The organism is Bradyrhizobium sp. AS23.2, assembly GCF_001908185.1.
In the GTDB taxonomy this organism is placed as follows: Bacteria; Pseudomonadota; Alphaproteobacteria; order Rhizobiales; family Xanthobacteraceae; genus Bradyrhizobium.
In genome coordinates, this window is the sequence record NZ_LGHM01000117.1 from 1 (window position 1) to 16921 (window position 16921).

Annotated in this window: 17 protein-coding genes and 1 pseudogene; 8 read left to right on the plus strand and 10 right to left on the minus strand. The window is 65.1% G+C overall.

The window, feature by feature from the left end; translation table 11 throughout:
- Both AC630_RS24495 and AC630_RS24500 read right to left on the minus strand, forming a co-directional pair.
- Positions 1–629, minus strand: a 629-nt coding sequence (locus tag AC630_RS24495) for a 50S ribosomal protein L25/general stress protein Ctc (RefSeq protein ID WP_074121004.1), incomplete at its 3' end; no start/stop codon positions are given.
- 266 nt (positions 630–895) lie between these two features.
- Positions 896–1147 carry an accessory factor UbiK family protein gene (locus AC630_RS24500; protein WP_074121005.1) on the minus strand — a complete coding sequence of 84 codons (252 nt, stop codon included), beginning with the start codon at positions 1145–1147 and terminating at the stop codon, positions 896–898.
- Positions 1148–1314: 167 nt separating this feature from the next.
- On the opposite strand from AC630_RS24500, the gene AC630_RS24505 reads away from it, so the two are divergent.
- The 8 genes from AC630_RS24505 to AC630_RS24540 all read left to right on the plus strand — a co-directional run bounded on the left by AC630_RS24505 (position 1315) and on the right by AC630_RS24540 (position 9093).
- On the plus strand, positions 1315–2046 hold the full coding sequence (locus AC630_RS24505; protein ID WP_074121006.1) for a dienelactone hydrolase family protein: 732 nt from the start codon (positions 1315–1317) through the stop codon (positions 2044–2046).
- 14 nt (positions 2047–2060) lie between these two features.
- A complete protein-coding gene (lgt, locus tag AC630_RS24510) occupies positions 2061–2906 on the plus strand; it encodes a prolipoprotein diacylglyceryl transferase (protein ID WP_074121007.1) in 846 nt (281 codons plus the stop codon).
- 20 nt (positions 2907–2926) lie between these two features.
- Positions 2927–4045 carry a class I SAM-dependent methyltransferase gene (locus tag AC630_RS24515; protein WP_074121008.1) on the plus strand — a complete coding sequence of 373 codons (1119 nt, stop codon included), beginning with the start codon at positions 2927–2929 and terminating at the stop codon, positions 4043–4045.
- The gene (gene pgeF, locus AC630_RS24520) at positions 4042–4809 is read left to right on the plus strand and encodes a peptidoglycan editing factor PgeF (protein WP_074121009.1); all 768 of its coding nucleotides are present in this window, start codon (positions 4042–4044) and stop codon (positions 4807–4809) included. The genes AC630_RS24515 and pgeF overlap by 4 nt, the downstream gene beginning before the upstream one ends.
- Before the next feature lie 165 nt (positions 4810–4974).
- The gene (locus AC630_RS24525; protein ID WP_074121010.1) at positions 4975–5601 is read left to right on the plus strand and encodes a hypothetical protein; all 627 of its coding nucleotides are present in this window, start codon (positions 4975–4977) and stop codon (positions 5599–5601) included.
- A 200-nt stretch (positions 5602–5801) separates the two neighbouring features.
- Positions 5802–6755, plus strand: coding sequence for a ribose-phosphate pyrophosphokinase (locus AC630_RS24530; protein ID WP_074121018.1), 954 nt, complete (start codon positions 5802–5804; stop codon positions 6753–6755).
- Positions 6756–7033: 278 nt separating this feature from the next.
- Positions 7034–8062 carry a putative zinc-binding metallopeptidase gene (locus AC630_RS24535; RefSeq protein WP_074121011.1) on the plus strand — a complete coding sequence of 343 codons (1029 nt, stop codon included), beginning with the start codon at positions 7034–7036 and terminating at the stop codon, positions 8060–8062.
- The gene (locus AC630_RS24540; RefSeq protein ID WP_074121012.1) at positions 8059–9093 is read left to right on the plus strand and encodes a D-alanine--D-alanine ligase family protein; all 1035 of its coding nucleotides are present in this window, start codon (positions 8059–8061) and stop codon (positions 9091–9093) included. The genes AC630_RS24535 and AC630_RS24540 overlap by 4 nt, the downstream gene beginning before the upstream one ends.
- A gap of 62 nt (positions 9094–9155) precedes the next feature.
- Here the strand turns inward: AC630_RS24540 and AC630_RS24545 are convergent.
- From AC630_RS24545 to AC630_RS24580, 8 genes and pseudogenes are all read right to left on the minus strand, one after another.
- Positions 9156–9371, minus strand: a pseudogene (locus AC630_RS24545) (SRPBCC family protein); the annotation flags it as partial.
- A 10-nt stretch (positions 9372–9381) separates the two neighbouring features.
- Entirely contained in the window at positions 9382–10221 is an 840-nt protein-coding gene (locus AC630_RS24550; RefSeq protein ID WP_074121013.1) for an XdhC family protein, read from the minus strand.
- A 10-nt stretch (positions 10222–10231) separates the two neighbouring features.
- Positions 10232–11440, minus strand: coding sequence for a vWA domain-containing protein (locus tag AC630_RS24555; protein WP_074121014.1), 1209 nt, complete (start codon positions 11438–11440; stop codon positions 10232–10234).
- Positions 11437–12303: an AAA family ATPase gene (locus AC630_RS24560; protein ID WP_074121015.1), complete on the minus strand. Its 867-nt coding sequence runs from the start codon at positions 12301–12303 to the stop codon at positions 11437–11439. The genes AC630_RS24555 and AC630_RS24560 overlap by 4 nt, the downstream gene beginning before the upstream one ends.
- A 99-nt stretch (positions 12304–12402) precedes the next feature.
- Positions 12403–14823: an aerobic carbon-monoxide dehydrogenase large subunit gene (locus tag AC630_RS24565; RefSeq protein WP_074121016.1), complete on the minus strand. Its 2421-nt coding sequence runs from the start codon at positions 14821–14823 to the stop codon at positions 12403–12405.
- Positions 14820–15320 carry a (2Fe-2S)-binding protein gene (locus AC630_RS24570; RefSeq protein WP_074121017.1) on the minus strand — a complete coding sequence of 167 codons (501 nt, stop codon included), beginning with the start codon at positions 15318–15320 and terminating at the stop codon, positions 14820–14822. The genes AC630_RS24565 and AC630_RS24570 overlap by 4 nt, the downstream gene beginning before the upstream one ends.
- Positions 15321–15332: 12 nt before the next feature.
- Positions 15333–16196 (minus strand): FAD binding domain-containing protein, encoded by an 864-nt coding sequence (locus AC630_RS24575; RefSeq protein WP_074121019.1) that lies wholly within the window; start codon positions 16194–16196, stop codon positions 15333–15335.
- Positions 16197–16556: 360 nt separating this feature from the next.
- On the minus strand, positions 16557–16921 hold a 365-nt coding region (locus AC630_RS24580), incomplete at its 5' end, for a LytTR family DNA-binding domain-containing protein (protein WP_143198281.1).

Consider the following 16921-nt stretch of genomic DNA (forward strand, 5'->3'; position numbering starts at 1 on the left):
GCCGCAGCGCCCGGAGCCGCACCACCAGCAGCAGCCGCAGCCGCCGCCTTCTGCTCTTCGGCGTAGCCGGACGGCGGCACGATGGTGACGAGGGTTGCGTCCTCGCGCGTCATCGCCTTCACGCCGGACGGCAGCTTGACGTCCGACAGATGCAGCGAGTGACCGATCTCGAGCGCGCCGACATCGACCTCGATGTACTGCGGGATGCTCTCGACACCGCATTCGAGGTCGATCGCGTGGGCAACGATGTTGACGGTGCCGCCGCGCTTCACACCCGGGGACGATTCCGCCTTCACCGCGTGCAGGGGCACGCTGATGCGGATGGTGGCGCCTTCGCCGAGCCGCATGAAGTCGACGTGGATCGGGAAGTCCTTGACCGGGTCGAGGTGGAAGTCGCGCGGAATCACGCGGTGCTTCTTGCCTTCGAGGTCGATGTCGACCAGCGTGGTCAGGAACCGGCCCGCGAGGATGCGCTGGCGCAGTTCGCGATCGTCAACCGAGATCGGGAGCGGGGGCTGGTTGTTGCCATAGATCACTCCGGGCACTCTCCCGGCGCGACGCTCAGCCCGGGCGGCCCCCTTGCCGCTCTTCGGACGTGCGGTCGCCTTCAATTCCTTGACGGTCGCCATAGTCATAAGTCCTTGTTTTTGTAAAAGTTAATGGGCCGCAAGGCGGCCCATGGTTTTGGTCCGCAGCAAGCCTCCAGGGGTGCGGGGGCCGCGAACGTGGCGGGCTTTTACCCGGAAGATGCGGAAATGACAAGGAGAATGGGCTCATGTCATGCCCGGGCTTGCCCCGGGCATCCATCACCTAAAACGGCCTTTCGAAGAGGATGGATGGCCGGGTCAAGCCCGGCCATGACGAGCGGGGAACCCCGCAAATCTTCACGCCAGCGTTACCCGCCGAGCTTCGCTTCCAGTGCCGTGATACGCGCCTTCAGCGCCTCGTTCTCCTCGCGGGCGAGGCGCGCCATGTCCTTGACCGCCTCGAACTCCTCGCGCTTGACCAGATCCATGTCGCGCAGGAATTTTTCCGCCTGCGTCCGCACCACCGTGTCGAACTCGCGCTTGACGCCCTGGGCGGCACCGGCGGCGTCGTTCATCAGGCGGCCGATCTCGTCGAAAAACCGGTTGCTGGTCTGGGTCATTTCGGTCTCCTGCCGGCTCCGACAAACTTTGTCGTGAACTCTCCGAAACACAATGGCAATCCGAAGAGGCCGGTTCAAGGGCCGAGCGGAGGCATCCTTGTCACGCCCCGGTTTCCTTGCAATCGTATTTAACGTCCCTGCATAACTGGAATCACTAGGCGCACGAGATGATCGACCAGCAGATCGCGATCCCCACCAAGGACGGCCACACCGCCACCTTCATCACCCATCCCGAACGCGGCGGGCCGTTTCCGGTCATCCTGTTCTACATGGATGCGCCAGCGATCCGCGAAGAGCTGCGCGACATGGCACGCCGGCTCGCGACGTCGGGCTATTACGTGATGCTGCCGAACCTCTATTACCGCTCCGGCGTGATGGAGCTCGGCGCGATGCCGGCCGATCCGAACGCGCCGGAGCGCAAGCGCATGTTCCAGCTCATGGGCTCGCTCACCATTCCCATGATCATGGACGACACCAGGGCGCTGCTCACCTATGCCGAGGGCCAGGCGGCTGCGAACACTGAGATCGTCGGCACCGTCGGCTACTGCATGAGCGGCCGCTATGCCGTCAACGCCGCCACGCATTTCCCCGACCGCGTCAAGGCCGCCGCCTCGATCTACGGCACGCAGCTCGCGACCGACCAGAACGACAGCCCGCATCTCGCAGCCAGCAAGACCAGGGCCGAGCTCTATTTTGCCTGCGCCGAGACCGACATCTACGCGCCGACCGAGATCATCGAGAAGGTCAAGCAGGGCATGAGCGGTGCGAAAGCCGAGGTCGAGATCTATCCCGGTACGCATCACGGCTTCGCCTTCTCCAAGCGCCCGGTCTATGACCGCGACGCCGCCGAGCGGCATTGGGAGCGGCTGCTGGCGCTCTATCGCCGCAATCTCGTCTAGACATAGAAGGCGTGATGCCCTTTCTGCTCATCGACTTTCCTGCCTTCAAACCGATCGCGATCGAGATCGGTCCGTTCGCGATCCGCTGGTACGCGCTGGCCTATATCTGCGGCATCGTGTTCGGCTGGCTCTATGCGCGCTCGCTCCTGAAGAACGAGCGGCTGTGGAGCGGGCCCGCGCCGATCTCGCTGGTGCAGATCGACGACTTCATCCTGTGGGTCACGCTCGGCATCATCCTCGGCGGCCGTACCGGCTACGTGCTGTTCTACAATTTGCCCTTCTTCATCGAGCATCCCGCCGCGATCTTCAAACTGTGGGAGGGCGGCATGTCTTTCCATGGCGGTTTCCTCGGCTGCGTCGTCGCGGTGATGTGGTTTGCCTATCGCAACGGCATCTCGATCCTGTCGCTCGGTGACATCACCACCGCAGTCGCCCCGGTCGGGCTGCTGCTCGGGCGCATCGCCAATTTCATCAATGGCGAATTGTGGGGCCGCGCCACCGACCCCAGCCTGCCCTGGGCCATGATCTTCCCCAACGACCCAACGCACCTGCCGCGCCACCCGAGCCAGCTTTATGAAGCCGGCATGGAAGGCATCCTGCTGTTCACCGTGCTCGCGATCATGATCCGCTTCGGCGCCCTGAAGCGACCGGGCATGATCCTCGGCAGCTTCATCCTGATCTATGGCCTGACCCGAATCGCCGGCGAACATTTCCGCGAGCCGGACGTTCAGCTCGGCTTCCTCTGGGCCGGATTAACCATGGGTATGCTGTTGTCGATCCCGATGCTTATTGTCGGCGGCATACTTATTGTATGGGCTGTCAGGCGCGGTGCGCCGAAGCCCGCAGGGGCTAGCAGTTAATTCCTTCGAGAAGATAGGCCGTGACCGACTCGCCGCTACTCAACGAGATCAAGGCACTGATCAAATCCTCAGGCCCCATGCCGGTCTGGCGGTACATGGAACTGTGCCTGATGCATCCGCGCTATGGCTATTACGTCTCGCGCGATCCGCTCGGGCGTGAGGGCGACTTCACCACGGCGCCCGAGGTCAGCCAGATGTTCGGCGAACTGCTCGGACTGTGGACCGCCTCGGTGTGGAAGCAGATGGGCTCGCCGCAGTTCCTGCGCCTGATCGAGCTCGGCCCCGGCCGTGGCACCATGATGGCGGATGCGCTGCGCGCCCTGCGCGTGCTACCGCCGCTCTACCAGGCGCTCCAGATCCACCTGGTCGAGGTCAATCCCGTCCTGCGCGAGCGGCAGAATGCGACGCTCTCGGGCGTGCGCGACATCGCCTGGCATGACAGCATCGACGACGTGCCCGAAGGCCCGAGCATCATCCTCGCCAACGAATATTTCGACGTACTGCCGATCCACCAGATGATCAGGCTGGAGAACGGCTGGCACGAGCGCGCGATCGATCTCGACACCAGCGGCAAGCTGGTGTTCGGCGCGGTTGCCGAGCCGACGCCGCGCTTCGACGTGCTGCTGCCGCCTTTGGTACGCGCAGCGCCCGTCGGCGCCGTGTTCGAATGGCGCCCCGACGGCGAGATCATGAAGCTCGCGACGCGCGTGCGCGACCAGGACGGCGCGGCGCTGATCATCGACTACGGCCACTTGCGCAGCGATGCCGGCGATACTTTCCAGGCGATCGCACGTCACAGCTTCACCGATCCGCTGAAGGCACCGGGCCAGGCCGACGTCACCGCCCATGTCGACTTCCAGGCACTGGCGCGCGCGGCCGAGGATGTCGGCGCGCGCGTGCACGGCCCGGTGACGCAGGGCGATTTCCTCAAGCGCGTCGGCATCGACACCCGCGCGGCCGCGCTGATGCAGAAGGCGACGCCGGAGGTTGCCACCGACATTTCCGTCGCGCTCAAGCGCCTGACCGAAACGGGGCGTAGCGGCATGGGCTCGATGTTCAAGGTGCTCGGCATCTCCGAGCCGCGGCTGACCGGCATCGCCGGCCTCAGCGATCTCGACCACACCGGAGGCGGATCATGACGCTGGCTTCGTCGCTGCTGTCGGCCGTGCCCGGCCTGCGCCACGCCTTCTTCACCCGCGAGGGCGGCGTCTCCAGCGGCATCTATTCCGCGCTGAACGGCGGGCTCGGCTCCAATGACGATCCCACCCATGTCGCGGAGAACCGCCGCCGCATGGCAGAACATGTCGGCGTCGCGCCGGAACGCTTCCTCAGCCTGCACCAGATCCATTCGCCCGACGTGCTCGTCGCCGAGACACCGTGGCCGAGCGCGCCGCGGCCGAGGGGTGATGCGCTGGTGACGAAGACGCCCGGCATCGCGCTCGGCGTCTCCACCGCCGATTGCGGGCCGGTGCTGTTCGTCGATCCCAACGCGCGCGTGATCGGCGGCGCGCATGCCGGCTGGAAGGGCGCGTTGACCGGCGTGCTGGAGTCCACGATCTCGGCGATGGTGAAGCTCGGCGCCACGCGCGGCGGCATCATCGCCGCGATCGGCCCCTTGATCCGCCAGGACAGCTACGAAGTCGGCAACGAGTTCGTGGCGCGCTTCATCGAGGCCGACGCAGAGAACGCCGTGTTCTTCATCCCGTCGGTGCGCGAAGGCCATGCGATGTTCGACCTCGCCGGCTTCATCCGGAAACGGCTGGAAGCCGCCGGCATTCTGATGATCGACGACCTCGGTCTCGACACCTACGCCGACGAGCGCTTCTTCAGCTACCGGCGTTCAGTGCATCGCAAGGAGCCGGATTACGGCCGGCACATTCACGCGATCGCGCTGGAGGGGTGAACACACTGGCAACATTAACGATCGTCATTCCGGGGCTCGCGAAGCGAGAACCCGGAATCTCGAGAATCCGGGTTCGATGCTAGCGCATCGCCCCGGAATGACGGTGATCTGTATCGCCGCCGCCCTAGACCTTAATCGATTTTAACGATATCGCTGCCCTCCATAATGAGGGAAGCGTCATCCATCTTGCGCCGCGCGGGTTCGCGCGTGCTGGCGGTCATGCTGCTGGCGGCAGCGACCGCGCTTGCCGGCTGCGCTGGCGGGGGTGGTGCCGCGAACTCCTATGCGATGGCGCCGAGCGCCGGCTCGGGAGCGACGGTGGCCTTCGAATCGATCGACGGGCCGCCGCCGCAAGTATTCGACCGCATGGTCGGCGTGCTCGACAGCGAATCCAAGCTGCGCAGCCTGTCCGTCGTCTCCCGCGAAGGGACAGCCGCCTATCGCGTGCGCAGCTACCTCTCCGCCCAGGTCGTACGCGGCAAGACCGTGATCGCCTGGGTCTGGGACGTCTACGACGCCAACCAGCAGCGGGCGCTGCGCCTCTCAGGCGAGGAACCGACCGCCGCCAAGGGCGGCCGCGATGCTGCCCGTGATCCTTGGGCCGCCGCCGACGACCTCGTGCTGCGGAAGATCGCCCAGGCCGGATTCAGTGGACTTTCCAATATGATCAACGGAGCGCCGGAGGCCCCGGGCGCCGTTCCCGGCTTGCGCGGACCGGCGGTGGCAAGCGTCGTCCCGGATGCCCCCGGGCCGGACATGCCGGCCACGGCGCTCGGCTATGCCGAGCGATAACCACCGCTAAACCACGGCCCCAAGTAGTCCAGGTCTTTGGCCAAGCCGTTGGCCCGACTCAGGATTTTCGAAGGGAAAACGTAGCATCCCGGGTTGCCATTGCGGCCTTCGGCCTGATATTTGCTCGCCCGTCATAACCGTGCTTCCGGTGGGTAACTGAGATGTTAAAGGTCGTATCCAAAGCGCGGGAGGAAGCGTCCATGTCGGCCAAGAACGGCTCCATCAAGCTTGTCGCCGGCAACTCCAATCCGGCTCTCGCACAGGCCATCGCCCAAGGCCTGGACCTGCCGCTGACCAAAGCGGTGGTGCGGCGCTTCGCCGACATGGAAATCTTCGTCGAGATCCAGGAGAACGTCCGCGGCTCGGACGCCTTCATCATCCAGTCGACCTCGTTCCCGGCGAACGATCATCTGATGGAGCTCCTGATCATCACCGACGCGCTGCGTCGCTCCTCAGCGCGCCGCATCACCGCGGTGCTGCCCTATTTCGGCTACGCCCGGCAGGACCGTAAGTCGGGCTCGCGCACGCCGATCTCGGCCAAGCTCGTCGCCAATTTGATCACGCAGGCCGGCGTCGACCGCGTCATGACGCTCGACCTGCACGCCGGCCAGATCCAGGGCTTCTTCGACATCCCGACCGACAATCTCTACGCAGCGCCGCTGATGGTGCGCGACATCAAGGACAAGTTCGACCTCTCCAAGGTGATGGTGATCTCGCCCGACGTCGGCGGCGTGGCCCGCGCGCGCGGTCTCGCCAAGCGCATCAACACCCCGCTCGCGATCGTCGACAAGCGCCGCGAGCGTCCCGGCGAGTCCGAGGTCATGAATGTGATCGGCGACGTCGCCGGCTACACCTGTATCCTGGTCGACGACATCGTGGACTCCGGCGGCACGCTGGTGAACGCGGCCGACGCACTGATCGCCAAGGGCGCCAAGGACGTCTACGCCTACATCACCCACGGCGTGCTCTCCGGCGGCGCGGCCGCCCGCATCGCTGGCTCGAAGCTGAAAGAGCTCGTGATCACCGACTCGATCCTGCCGACGGATGCGGTGACCAAGGCGTCGAACATCCGCACGCTGCCGATCGCCAGCCTGATCTCCGACGCGATCGCGCGCACGGCTGCGGAAGAGTCGGTGTCGAGCCTGTTCGACTGATTTTCTTCGCCTCTCCCCGCCTGCGGGGAGAGGCCGGAATTCGAGCGAAGCTGGAATTCCGGGTGAGGGGGACTCTCCGCGAGTCCAACGCTCACCGTCCCTGCGGAGACTCCCCCTCACCCCACCCTCTCAGCGCGAGCGAAGCTCGTCGCGGCCCCGCAAGCGGGGCGAGGGAGTGCGCGCCCCTGCCGCCCCTCACGACGCAAAGCGCGGTTGTTGCCGGCAGCCGCCCATGACATCATCCAGATACCGAGTCATCTCTGCCTTCTGGATGCCTGATGCCACGCCGGAAATTTGCTTGGGAAAAGCTGTCGGACGAGCAGTTGCTCAAGCAGCGCCTCAGCAGCCTAGGGGTTACGGTCGACGGTACCTGGCTCGAGGATTGTGTCAGCACTCTCCACGAGGAGCTCGAGGAGCGGGGCATCCGGCTGCGGCCACACACTTGGATCTCAAGCGAATGGTTTAGCCCGGGGGACCTGCCCGGTATCGCGATTCCCTTCTATCTCGCCCATCCCCGGCTGATGAAGCTCGAGAAGAAGATGATGTTCGACGTCGAGGGCGGAACCTGGCGCGAGTGCATGGCCATCCTCCGTCACGAGGCAGGCCATGCCATGCAGCACGGCTACCAGTTGCAGCGCCGCCGGCGCTGGCAGCAGCTCTTCGGCCCATCGTCGAAACACTACCCGCGCTACTACCGGCCCAATCCGGCCAGCAGACGTTACGTCCAGCATCTCCGGCTGTGGTATGCTCAGAGCCATCCTGACGAAGATTTCGCCGAAACCTTCGCGGTGTGGCTGCGGCCGCGTTCGAACTGGCGGACGCGATATGCCGGTTGGCCGGCGCTGAAGAAGCTCGAATATGTCGACGAGCTGATGAGCGAGATTGCGGGTAAGCGACCACTGATCACGAAGCGGGAGCGTGTCGATCCGCTGCGTGTCCTCAACCAGACACTCGAAGATCACTACAAGAAGAAGCAGGAGTTCTACGCCTTCACGCCACCAAAGACCTACGACCGCGACCTCTCCAGGCTGTTCTCCGCCGATCCACGCCACCGACGGTCAAAGCCGGCATCGGTCCTGATCAGGCGGCACCGCGCCCAGATCAGGCAGCTGGTCGCGCGGTGGACGGGCGAGAACCAACTTACGCTCGACGCCGTGCTTGACGACATGATCTCCCGCTGCCGCGAGCTCGACCTGCGTGCCGTCGGCCCCGAACAGAAGCTCGTCCTCGATTTCACCGTCCTCGTGACCGCCAAGACGATGCACGCGCTGTTTGGCCCGTCTCGGCGCAAATGGATCGCGCTATGAGACGTCTGCGCATTCTGGTTCTCATGCATCCGGATTTCATGCCTCCGGACTCAAGCGACGGATACACCGCGCAGGAAATCAACGCGTGGAAGACAGAATACGACGTGGTGAGTACCTTGCGCGCGGCCGGCCATGAGGTTCGTCCACTCGGCGCGCAGGAGGAAATCAAGCCGGTGCGCGACGAGATCGAGAGCTTCAAGCCGCACGTGGTTTTCACGTTGCTGGAGGAGTTTCACTACAGCGTTGCATATGACCAGCACATCGCAAGCTATCTCGAGCTGATGAAGGTCCCGTACACCGGGTGCAATCCGCGCGGCCTGATCCTGGCGCGCGGCAAAGACCTGTCCAAGACGCTGGTGCATCACCGCCGGATCGCGGTGCCCGCCTTCGCGGTTTTCCCGATGCGGCGCAAGGTCAAGCGGCCAGCGCATCTTGCGCTGCCGCTGATCGTCAAGAGCCTGAACATGGATGGATCCTTTGGCATCTCGCAGGCATCGATCGTCGATACGGACGAGAAGCTCGCGGAGCGGGTTGCCTTCATCCACGATCGGGTCGAATCCGCCGCCATCGCCGAACAATTCATCGAGGGGCGAGAGCTCTATGTCGGCGTGCTCGGCAACAACCGGCTGCGCGTGCTGCCGGTTTGGGAATTGAAATTCGGCAGCATGGGCGGGCGCAGGTCACGGCACATCGCGACCGAAAAAGCCAAACATGACACCGATTATCAGGAGCGCGTCGGAATTGTCGACGGGCCTGCAAAGGACCTCGCGCCCGAAGTCACCGCGCGCATCCAGCGAGCAGCGAAACGCATCTACCGCGCGCTTGGCCTGGATGGCTACGCGCGCATCGACTTTCGTCTCGCCGCCGACGGCACGCCGTATTTCATCGAAGCAAACCCCAATCCTGAAATCGCGAAGAGCCAGGAGTTCGCTACTGCAGCTCAACATGACGGGCTCAAATATCCGGACCTCCTGCATCGCATCCTGACCCTCGGAATAAGCCGTGCCAAGGCGGGCGTATCCCTGGGTTGATGGCAAGATGGGCGGTGATCGTAGGATGGGCGAAGGCGCAGAGCGCCGTGCCCACCTCTTTTGTTGGGCGGATCGAGGTCGGACAGGGTCACCTTGCCGCTGAAAGTTGCCTTCACCGGGCCGACCTTGAAGACCACCGTGGCGGTCATCTCGTTCGGCGCGGTCACCTCGAGCGACTGGCAGCCGGAGATGCACTGCTTCAGCACAGCGGGGTCGTTCAGCACCGCCCACACCTGCTCGCGCGAGGCGGGGATACGCTGACTGTCGTTCATCTGCATGGTCGGCTTCTCACCCTCTGCTTGCTGTCGGATTGGCGGCGCGCTGGCCGCGCCTTCGTTCCCGGGTGATTTCGGCGAGGATCGACATCGCGATCTCCTCGGGCGTGATGGCGCCGAGATCGAGCCCGGCCGGCACCTTGACGTCGTCGATCGCAGCGCTACTCGCGCCTTCCGCGATCAGCTTGGCGCGCAGCGAGGCCATCTTGCGGCGACTGCCGACGAAGGCGTGATAGTCGGCCCTGGTCGCGATCGCCGTGCGCAAGGCGGCCTCGTCCCCCTTGCCTTGCGTCGAGACCACGACAAAGCGCTTGGCATCGTTGAGCTCGCCAAGCTGGTAGCCATCGATGATCGCGTCGGCATCCGGCTGCGCCGTGAGGTCGGCGGAAGGTGCGGCCAGCGTGACGTGGTAACCGAGCGCGCGTGCCTGCGCCGCGAGCGACAGCGCCACGGGACTCGCGCCGAGAATGACCAGCGAGGGATGCGGCAGCACCGGCTCGACGAAGATGTCCATGGTGCCCTTGCTCGGACACATGTTGCTGGCAAAGCGGATGCCTTCGCGGCTCTCGCCGGCGCTGACACCGAGCTCGGCCAGCAGGTTCTCCGGCCGCACCGAAACCATGCGCGGCTCGCCATCGGCAAGCGCCTCGCGCGCGGCCTTCAGCACAGCGCCCTTCGCGCAGCCGCCACCGATCCACCCCGCCACGATGGTGCCGTCGGCCGCGATGATCGCCTTGGCGCCGGCCTTCGCCGCTGTCACCGACACGGTACGAACGACGGTCGCCAGCACGAAGGCGCGTTCGGCCGCCTTCATCTGCGCCACGAGATCCAGCACTTCGACATGAGCGCTCATCGGTGCCTCCTCAGAGCTTCGCCAGATAGGGCTCGAGCGCGCGCAGGCTGTTCAGCGAATTCGCCGGCGCATAGAGATCGACATGCGGCAGCGCCGCCTTGATGCCCCTCGCCTCGGGCGTGTAGCCTTCCCAGGCCATCATCGGATTGAGCCAGACGATGCGCCGGCAGCGTCGCGACAACGCGGCCATCTCCCGCCCGAGCAGCGCGGCATCGCCGGTCTCGTAACCGTCGGAGACGATCATCACGCAACTGCGCGAATGGATCACGCGCGCGGCATGCCAGCGATTGAAGGTTTGCAGACTTTCGCCGATGCGCGTGCCGCCGCCTGCGCCCTGCGCCATGATCGAGAGCCGGTCGAGCGCGCGGCCGGCGTCCTTCTCCTTCATCGCGTCGGACACGTAGGCAAGGCGTGTGTGGAACAGGAACGCCTCGGCCTCGCGGAACTGGTCGAGCACGCCGTGGATGAAGCGCAGGAATACGGCAGTGTACATGCTCATCGAGCCGGAGGCATCGAGCAGCACGATGAGCCGCAGCGGCTTGTCCTTGCGCTGCCGCTTCACGAGGGTGATCGGCACGCCGCCATGGCTGATGTTGCGATGGATGGTGCGCCTGAGGTCGAGCCGGTAGCCGCGCCGGCGTGCAAGATCGCGCCGGGTCAGCCGCGTGCGCATCACCCGCGCGAGCTGCGCCGCTGCGTCGTGCGCCTGTGCGACCTGGTCGGGGTCACTGAGCCTTCTGAAATCGACCTCGGCGAGATTGTCCGCGCGCGAGGCGCCTTCCATGCGGCCCTCGCCGGAGCGGTCCTCCGGCGCATCGTCCGAGGACGGAAGTTGATCGGCAACCGACTGGCCGCCGCCCTGCTCCGCGGTCATGTCCTGCAGGCTCTTCAGCGACGGATTGTTGGCTCCCGGGGTCGAGCCGACGGTGCGGGACCGCGAACGCACCCGTTTTCCCAGCCAGAATGCATCGAAGAGACCGTCGAACTTGTCCCAGTCGGATTTGCGCGCCGAGAACAGGTGCTTGAATGCTGCGCGCAGGAGACCCGGCCGCGCCGCATAGCCCGCCGACATCAGCGTCGCCGCGTCCTGTCCCTCGGCCAGTCCGACGCGAAAGCCGGCATCGCGCAGCGTGCGCAGGAAGGCGGCGAGCCTCGCGGACACGAGGCGGGAGACCTCGTCGAGATCGTCATATCCGGGACTGGAGCCGCAGCAGCTCATGCGACCTTCCCCAAAAGGCGCTGCGTCACCTCCGGCGTGACGCGGGCGCGGTCCTCATGGGTCTTCAACAGACAAATCAACGTGTCGTGCACGGTTTCGGGCGCGTCGTGGAGATCCCTTATGTCGAGACCGACCAACGCCGCCGCCCAGTCCAGCGTCTCCGCCACGCCCGGAACTTTCCGCAGCTCCTCCTTGCGCACGCCCTCGACCATGCGCGCGATCTGGAGTGAGAGCGACGGGCTCGCGCCGGCAACACGCGCCAGGATGATGCGTGTCTCGCGGTCGACGTCGGGGTAGTCGACATAATGGTAGAGGCAGCGCCGGCGCAGCGCGTCGGAAAGCTCGCGCGTGCCGTTCGAAGTCAGCACGACATGCGGGATGGTGACCGCGGGAATGGTGCCGAGCTCGGGGATCGAGACCTGGAAATCGGACAACAGCTCGAGCAGGAACGCCTCGAACTCATCGTCGGCGCGGTCGATCTCGTCGATCAGCAGCACCGGCGCCCGCGCGCGGCGGATTGCGGCGAGCAGCGGCCGCTCCAGCAGGTATTTTTCCGAGAACAGCCGATCCTCGATGCTGTCGGCCCCACGATGCGCCTGGATCGACAGCAGCTGGCGCTGGTAGTTCCATTCGTAGAGCGCGGAGGACTGGTCGAGGCCCTCGTAGCATTGCAGGCGGATCAGCTCGGTCGCGTGCACATTGGCGAGCGCCTTCGCCACCTCCGTCTTGCCGACGCCCGCTTCGCCTTCGAGCAGCAGCGGACGCCGCAGGAGCTGCATCAGCGAGATCGCGGTCGCCAGATCCGCATCGGCGATATAGCCCGATGCGGCCAGCGCTTGCGCGATCTCGTCACGGCCTTTCATGTTACCTCCGTCATTCCGGGGCGGCTCGAAGAGCCGAACCCGGAATCTCGAGATTCCGGGCTCGCCCTTCGGGCGCCCCGGAATGACGAGATCAAATCACTACGCGACCGCTCCCAGATCCTTCGCCGCCTTCCAGTTGCGCCAGTAGTCGTGCGGCATCTGGATGTGCGTCGCGCCCAAGAACGAGAACGCGTCGTTGACGGCGTTCGAGAAGGCCGGCACGCCGCCGACATTCGGGCTTTCGCCGACGCCCTTGGCACCGATCGGGTGATGCGGCGACGGGGTGACGGTGAAGTCGGTCTCCCAATGCGGCGTCTCCACCGCGGTCGGCATGAAGAAGTCCATGAACGAGCCGGTGACGACGTTGCCGACCTCGTCGTAGCGGATCTCCTGGCCCATCGCGATGGCGAAGGCTTCGGTGAGGCCGCCATGGACCTGGCCCTCGATGATCATCGGGTTGATGCGGGTACCGCAATCGTCGAGCGCGTAGAAGCGCCGCACCTTGTACACGCCGGTATCAACGTCGATGTCCATCACGCAGAGATAGGCGCCGAACGGATAGGTCATGTTGGGCGGATCGTAGTAGCTGACCGCTTCCAGCCCGGGCTCCATGCCCGGCGGCACGGAGTTGTACGCCGCCCAGCAGATATCCTTCATCGACATGAACTTCTCCGGCAGGCCCTTCACCCGGAAGCCGTCGATGTCGAATTCGAGATCGTCCTCGTGGACCTCGAGCTTGTAGGCCGCGATCATCTGCGCCTTGGCCTTGATCTTTCGCGCAGCCATCGCGATCGCCGCACCCGCCACCGGCGTGGACCGCGAGCCGTAGGTGCCGAGCCCGTAAGGCGCAGTATCGGTGTTGCCTTCCTCCACCATGATGTTGTCGGCGGGAATGCCGATCTCGGTCGCGATGATCTGGGCCCAGGTGGTCTCGTGGCCCTGGCCCTGGCTCTTGGTGCCCATGCGCGCGATGCCGGCACCGGTCGGGTGCATGCGGATCTCGCAGGAGTCGAACATCGCGATGCCAAGAATGTCGCAATTCTTCGACGGACCGGCGCCGACGATCTCGGTGAAGAAGGAAACGCCGAGGCCCATGATCTCCCGGGTCTCGCCGCGCTTGAAGGCGGCGCGCTTCTCCGCCTGCTCCTTGCGGAGTGCGGCGTAGCCGGTGGTCTCCATCATCTTGCGCATGGCGGTGTGATAGTCGCCGGAATCGTACTCCCAGCCCAGGGCCGAGTGATACGGAAACTGCTCCGGCTTGATGAAGTTCTTCAGCCGCAGCTCAGCCGGGTCCATGTTGAGCTTCTGCGCCAGGATATCCATGGCGCGCTCGATGCAGTAGGCGGCCTCGGTGACTCGGAACGAGCAACGGTAGGCGACGCCACCGGGCGCCTTGTTGGTATAGACGCCGTCCACCGCCAGATGGGCGGTCGGGAAGTCGTAGGAGCCGGTGACGATATTGAAGAAGCCGGCCGGCCATTTCGACGGGTCGGCGCAGGCATCGAACGCGCCGTGATCGGCGAGCACATGCACACGCAGGCCCGTGACCTTGCCGTCCTTGGTCGCGGCGATCTCGGTCGTCATGTGGTAGTCGCGCGCGAACGATGTCGCTGTGAGGTTCTCGATGCGATCCTCGACCCATTTCACCGGCTTACCGGTGACGATGGAGGCGACGGCCGCGCAGATGTAGCCGGGATAGGCGCCGACCTTGTTGCCGAAGCCGCCGCCGATGTCTGGCGCGATGACGTGGATCTTTTGCTCCGGCAGCTTTGCGATCAGCGACACCACGGTGCGGATCACATGCGGGGCCTGGAACGTGCCGTAGATCGTCAGCTCGCCCTTGATCTTGTCGAAGGAGCAGACGCACTGGCAGGTCTCGAGCGGCGACGGATGGGTACGGTGATAGGAGATCATCTCCTTGATCGTCACCTCAGCCTTCTTGAAGGCTGCGTCGGTCAGCTCCTTGTCGCCCACGGTCCACTCGAAAATGTGGTTGTGGTGCTTGCGCGGGCCGTGCGCGCCCGTGGTCTTGCCGACGAGGTCTTCGCGCAATACCGGTGCGTCGGCGTCCATCGACTTGAAGGGATCGACCAGCGGCGGCAGAGGCTCGTATTCGACGATCACCTTGTTGATGCCGTCATCGGCCGCATAGCGGTCGGTGGCGACGACGAAGGCGACCTCCTGGTTCTGGAACAGCACCTTGCCATCGGCCAAAACCATCTGGACGTCGCCGGCGAGTGTCGGCATCCAGGCGAGATTGACGGTCTTCAGCGTCTCGGCGGTGATGACCGCGAGCACGCCCGGCACCTTCAGCGCCTCGCTGTCATCGATCTTCTTGACGCGCGCATGCGGATGCGGCGAGCGGACGAAATCGCCGTGCAGCATGCCCGGCAGCTTGACGTCGTCGACGTAATTGCCCTTGCCTTGGGTGAAGCGGATGTCCTCGACGCGCTTGCGCTTGCAGCCCATGCCTTCGAGCGCGGCGCTGCGTTGTTCCCGCGTGGGAGTGAGGTCATTCATTCTGCGGCCTCCTTGAATTCCACGCCATTGATCTTGGCGGCGGCGTATTGAATGGCTTTGACGATGTTCTGGTAGCCGGTGCAGCGGCAGATGTTGCCGGAGATGCCCATCCGGATTTCCTGCTCGCTCGGCGAGGGGTTTTCCTTGAGCAGCCGATGTGCGCGCATGATCATGCCGGGCGTGCAGAACCCGCATTGCAGGCCGTGCATCATGCGGAAACCTTCCTGCAGCGCCGACAGCGTCCCGTCGGCATTGGCCATGCCTTCGATCGTCGTGATGTCGCTTCCCTGCGCCTGCACGGCGAACATCGTGCAGGACTTCACCGACATGCCGTCGATATCGACGGTGCAAGCGCCGCAATGGGTGGTCTCGCAGCCGATATGGGTGCCGGTCATCTGCAGATTCTCGCGGATGAAGTGCACCAGCAGGGTGCGCGGCTCGACGAGGCCTTCGACCTCGGCGCCGTTCACCTTCATGGTTACGTGTGTTTTCGCCATTGATCCCTCCCCTTATTTCGCCTTGGCGGCGGCGCGTTGCAGAGCGCGCGTCACCATGATGCCGCCGACGTGTTTGCGGTATTCGACCGGACCGCGGGCGTCCGCGGCCGGCGCCATGATCGCTTCGGCAGCGGCTGCCGCCTTCTTCAATGTCGCAGCATCGAGGCTGGTGCCGATCACCGCCTTGGCGGCGTCGGTGGCGAGCAGCGGCGTCTCGTGGACGTTGGTGAGCCCGATCGAACAGGTCGCGACCTTGCCGCCGGACATAGTGAGGACGACGGCCGCCGCCGCGGTGGCGTAGTCGCCGACCTTGCGCTTGAGCTTTTCGTAGGCGTAGCCGTGGCCGGCTGCCGGCACGGGAATAGAGACCGCGGTCAGGATCTCGCCGGGCTCGAGGGCGGTGAAATAGGCTCCCTGGTAGAAGTCGGCAGCCGCCACATCGCGCGCGCCGCCCGCGCCTTCGAGCCGATAGGTCGCACCCGCCGTCATCATCAGCGCCGGCATGTCGTTGCCGGGATCGCCATTGGCGACATTGCCGCCGATCGTGCCGCGGTAGCGCACCTGCGGATCGGCGATCAGCAGCGCCGCCTCATGCAGGATCGGCATCGACTGGGCGATGTCGTCGGAGGCCAGCAGCTCATGCTGGGTGGTCATCGCACCGATGACGAGATTGCTGCCGTCGCGCCGAATGCCCTTCAGGGTGGCGATGCCGTGAAGGTCGACCAGATGGGCGGGGGTCGCGAGCCGAAGCTTCATCATCGGCACCAGGCTGTGCCCGCCGGCCAGCGGCCGCGCGTCGTCACCGAGGTCTGACAGAAGTTTGACGGCATCGGCGACACTCGCCGGCCGATGATAGCTGAATGAGCCCGGGATCATCATCTCCTCCCACAATCGTCCTTGGCGCTTGAGGGCGCCGACGTTGGCCGGACGGTCTCTCCGAGCGAGACAAGCCGCAATCATTCGGGCACAAAGGGAGGCTTTTTGCACGAATTACGGGTGGGAACGCACGAATTGCGACAGGGGCAGAGACCCTTCGCCTCTCACGCTGGCGGTCTCTTCACCTCTCCCCACTCTTGCGATCCGGGTGAGGGGGTAGGTGCGTCAACAGACTCACCCGTGCAGAGAGGCCCCTCACCCCAACAGCGCGAGCGAAGCCGGTCGCGCGCCCGTAACAACGGGGAGAGGGAGTAGAGATAGCGGAACGGGGGAGGGAAAGGAGTAGTGGCAGCGCGAGCGTTACGCGTGCCGCCGGTTCGCCAGCCCCAACCGTGCCTTCACCTCGGCGATCTTGGCCCGGCTGACCGGGACTCTGTGCGGCGACGGACCGTCGAGCTCCAGCACGGCGCCGTCGCCCTCTTTCCTGACCAGCGCGACATGGGGGATCGCGACGATATGGCTGCGATGCACCCGCAGGAATTGGGAGGGATCGAGCTGCGCCTCGGCCTCAGAGATCGACCATGGGCACATCCGCTCGCGCGTACCGTCATGGACGCGGGTGTAGTGCGCATCGGCGCGAACGCTGCGCACATTGGCCGTTTCGATGAAGTGCATGCCGTCGAGGCCTTCGACCGGCAGGCGCGGCGCCGGCGCGCGGGGCGGCT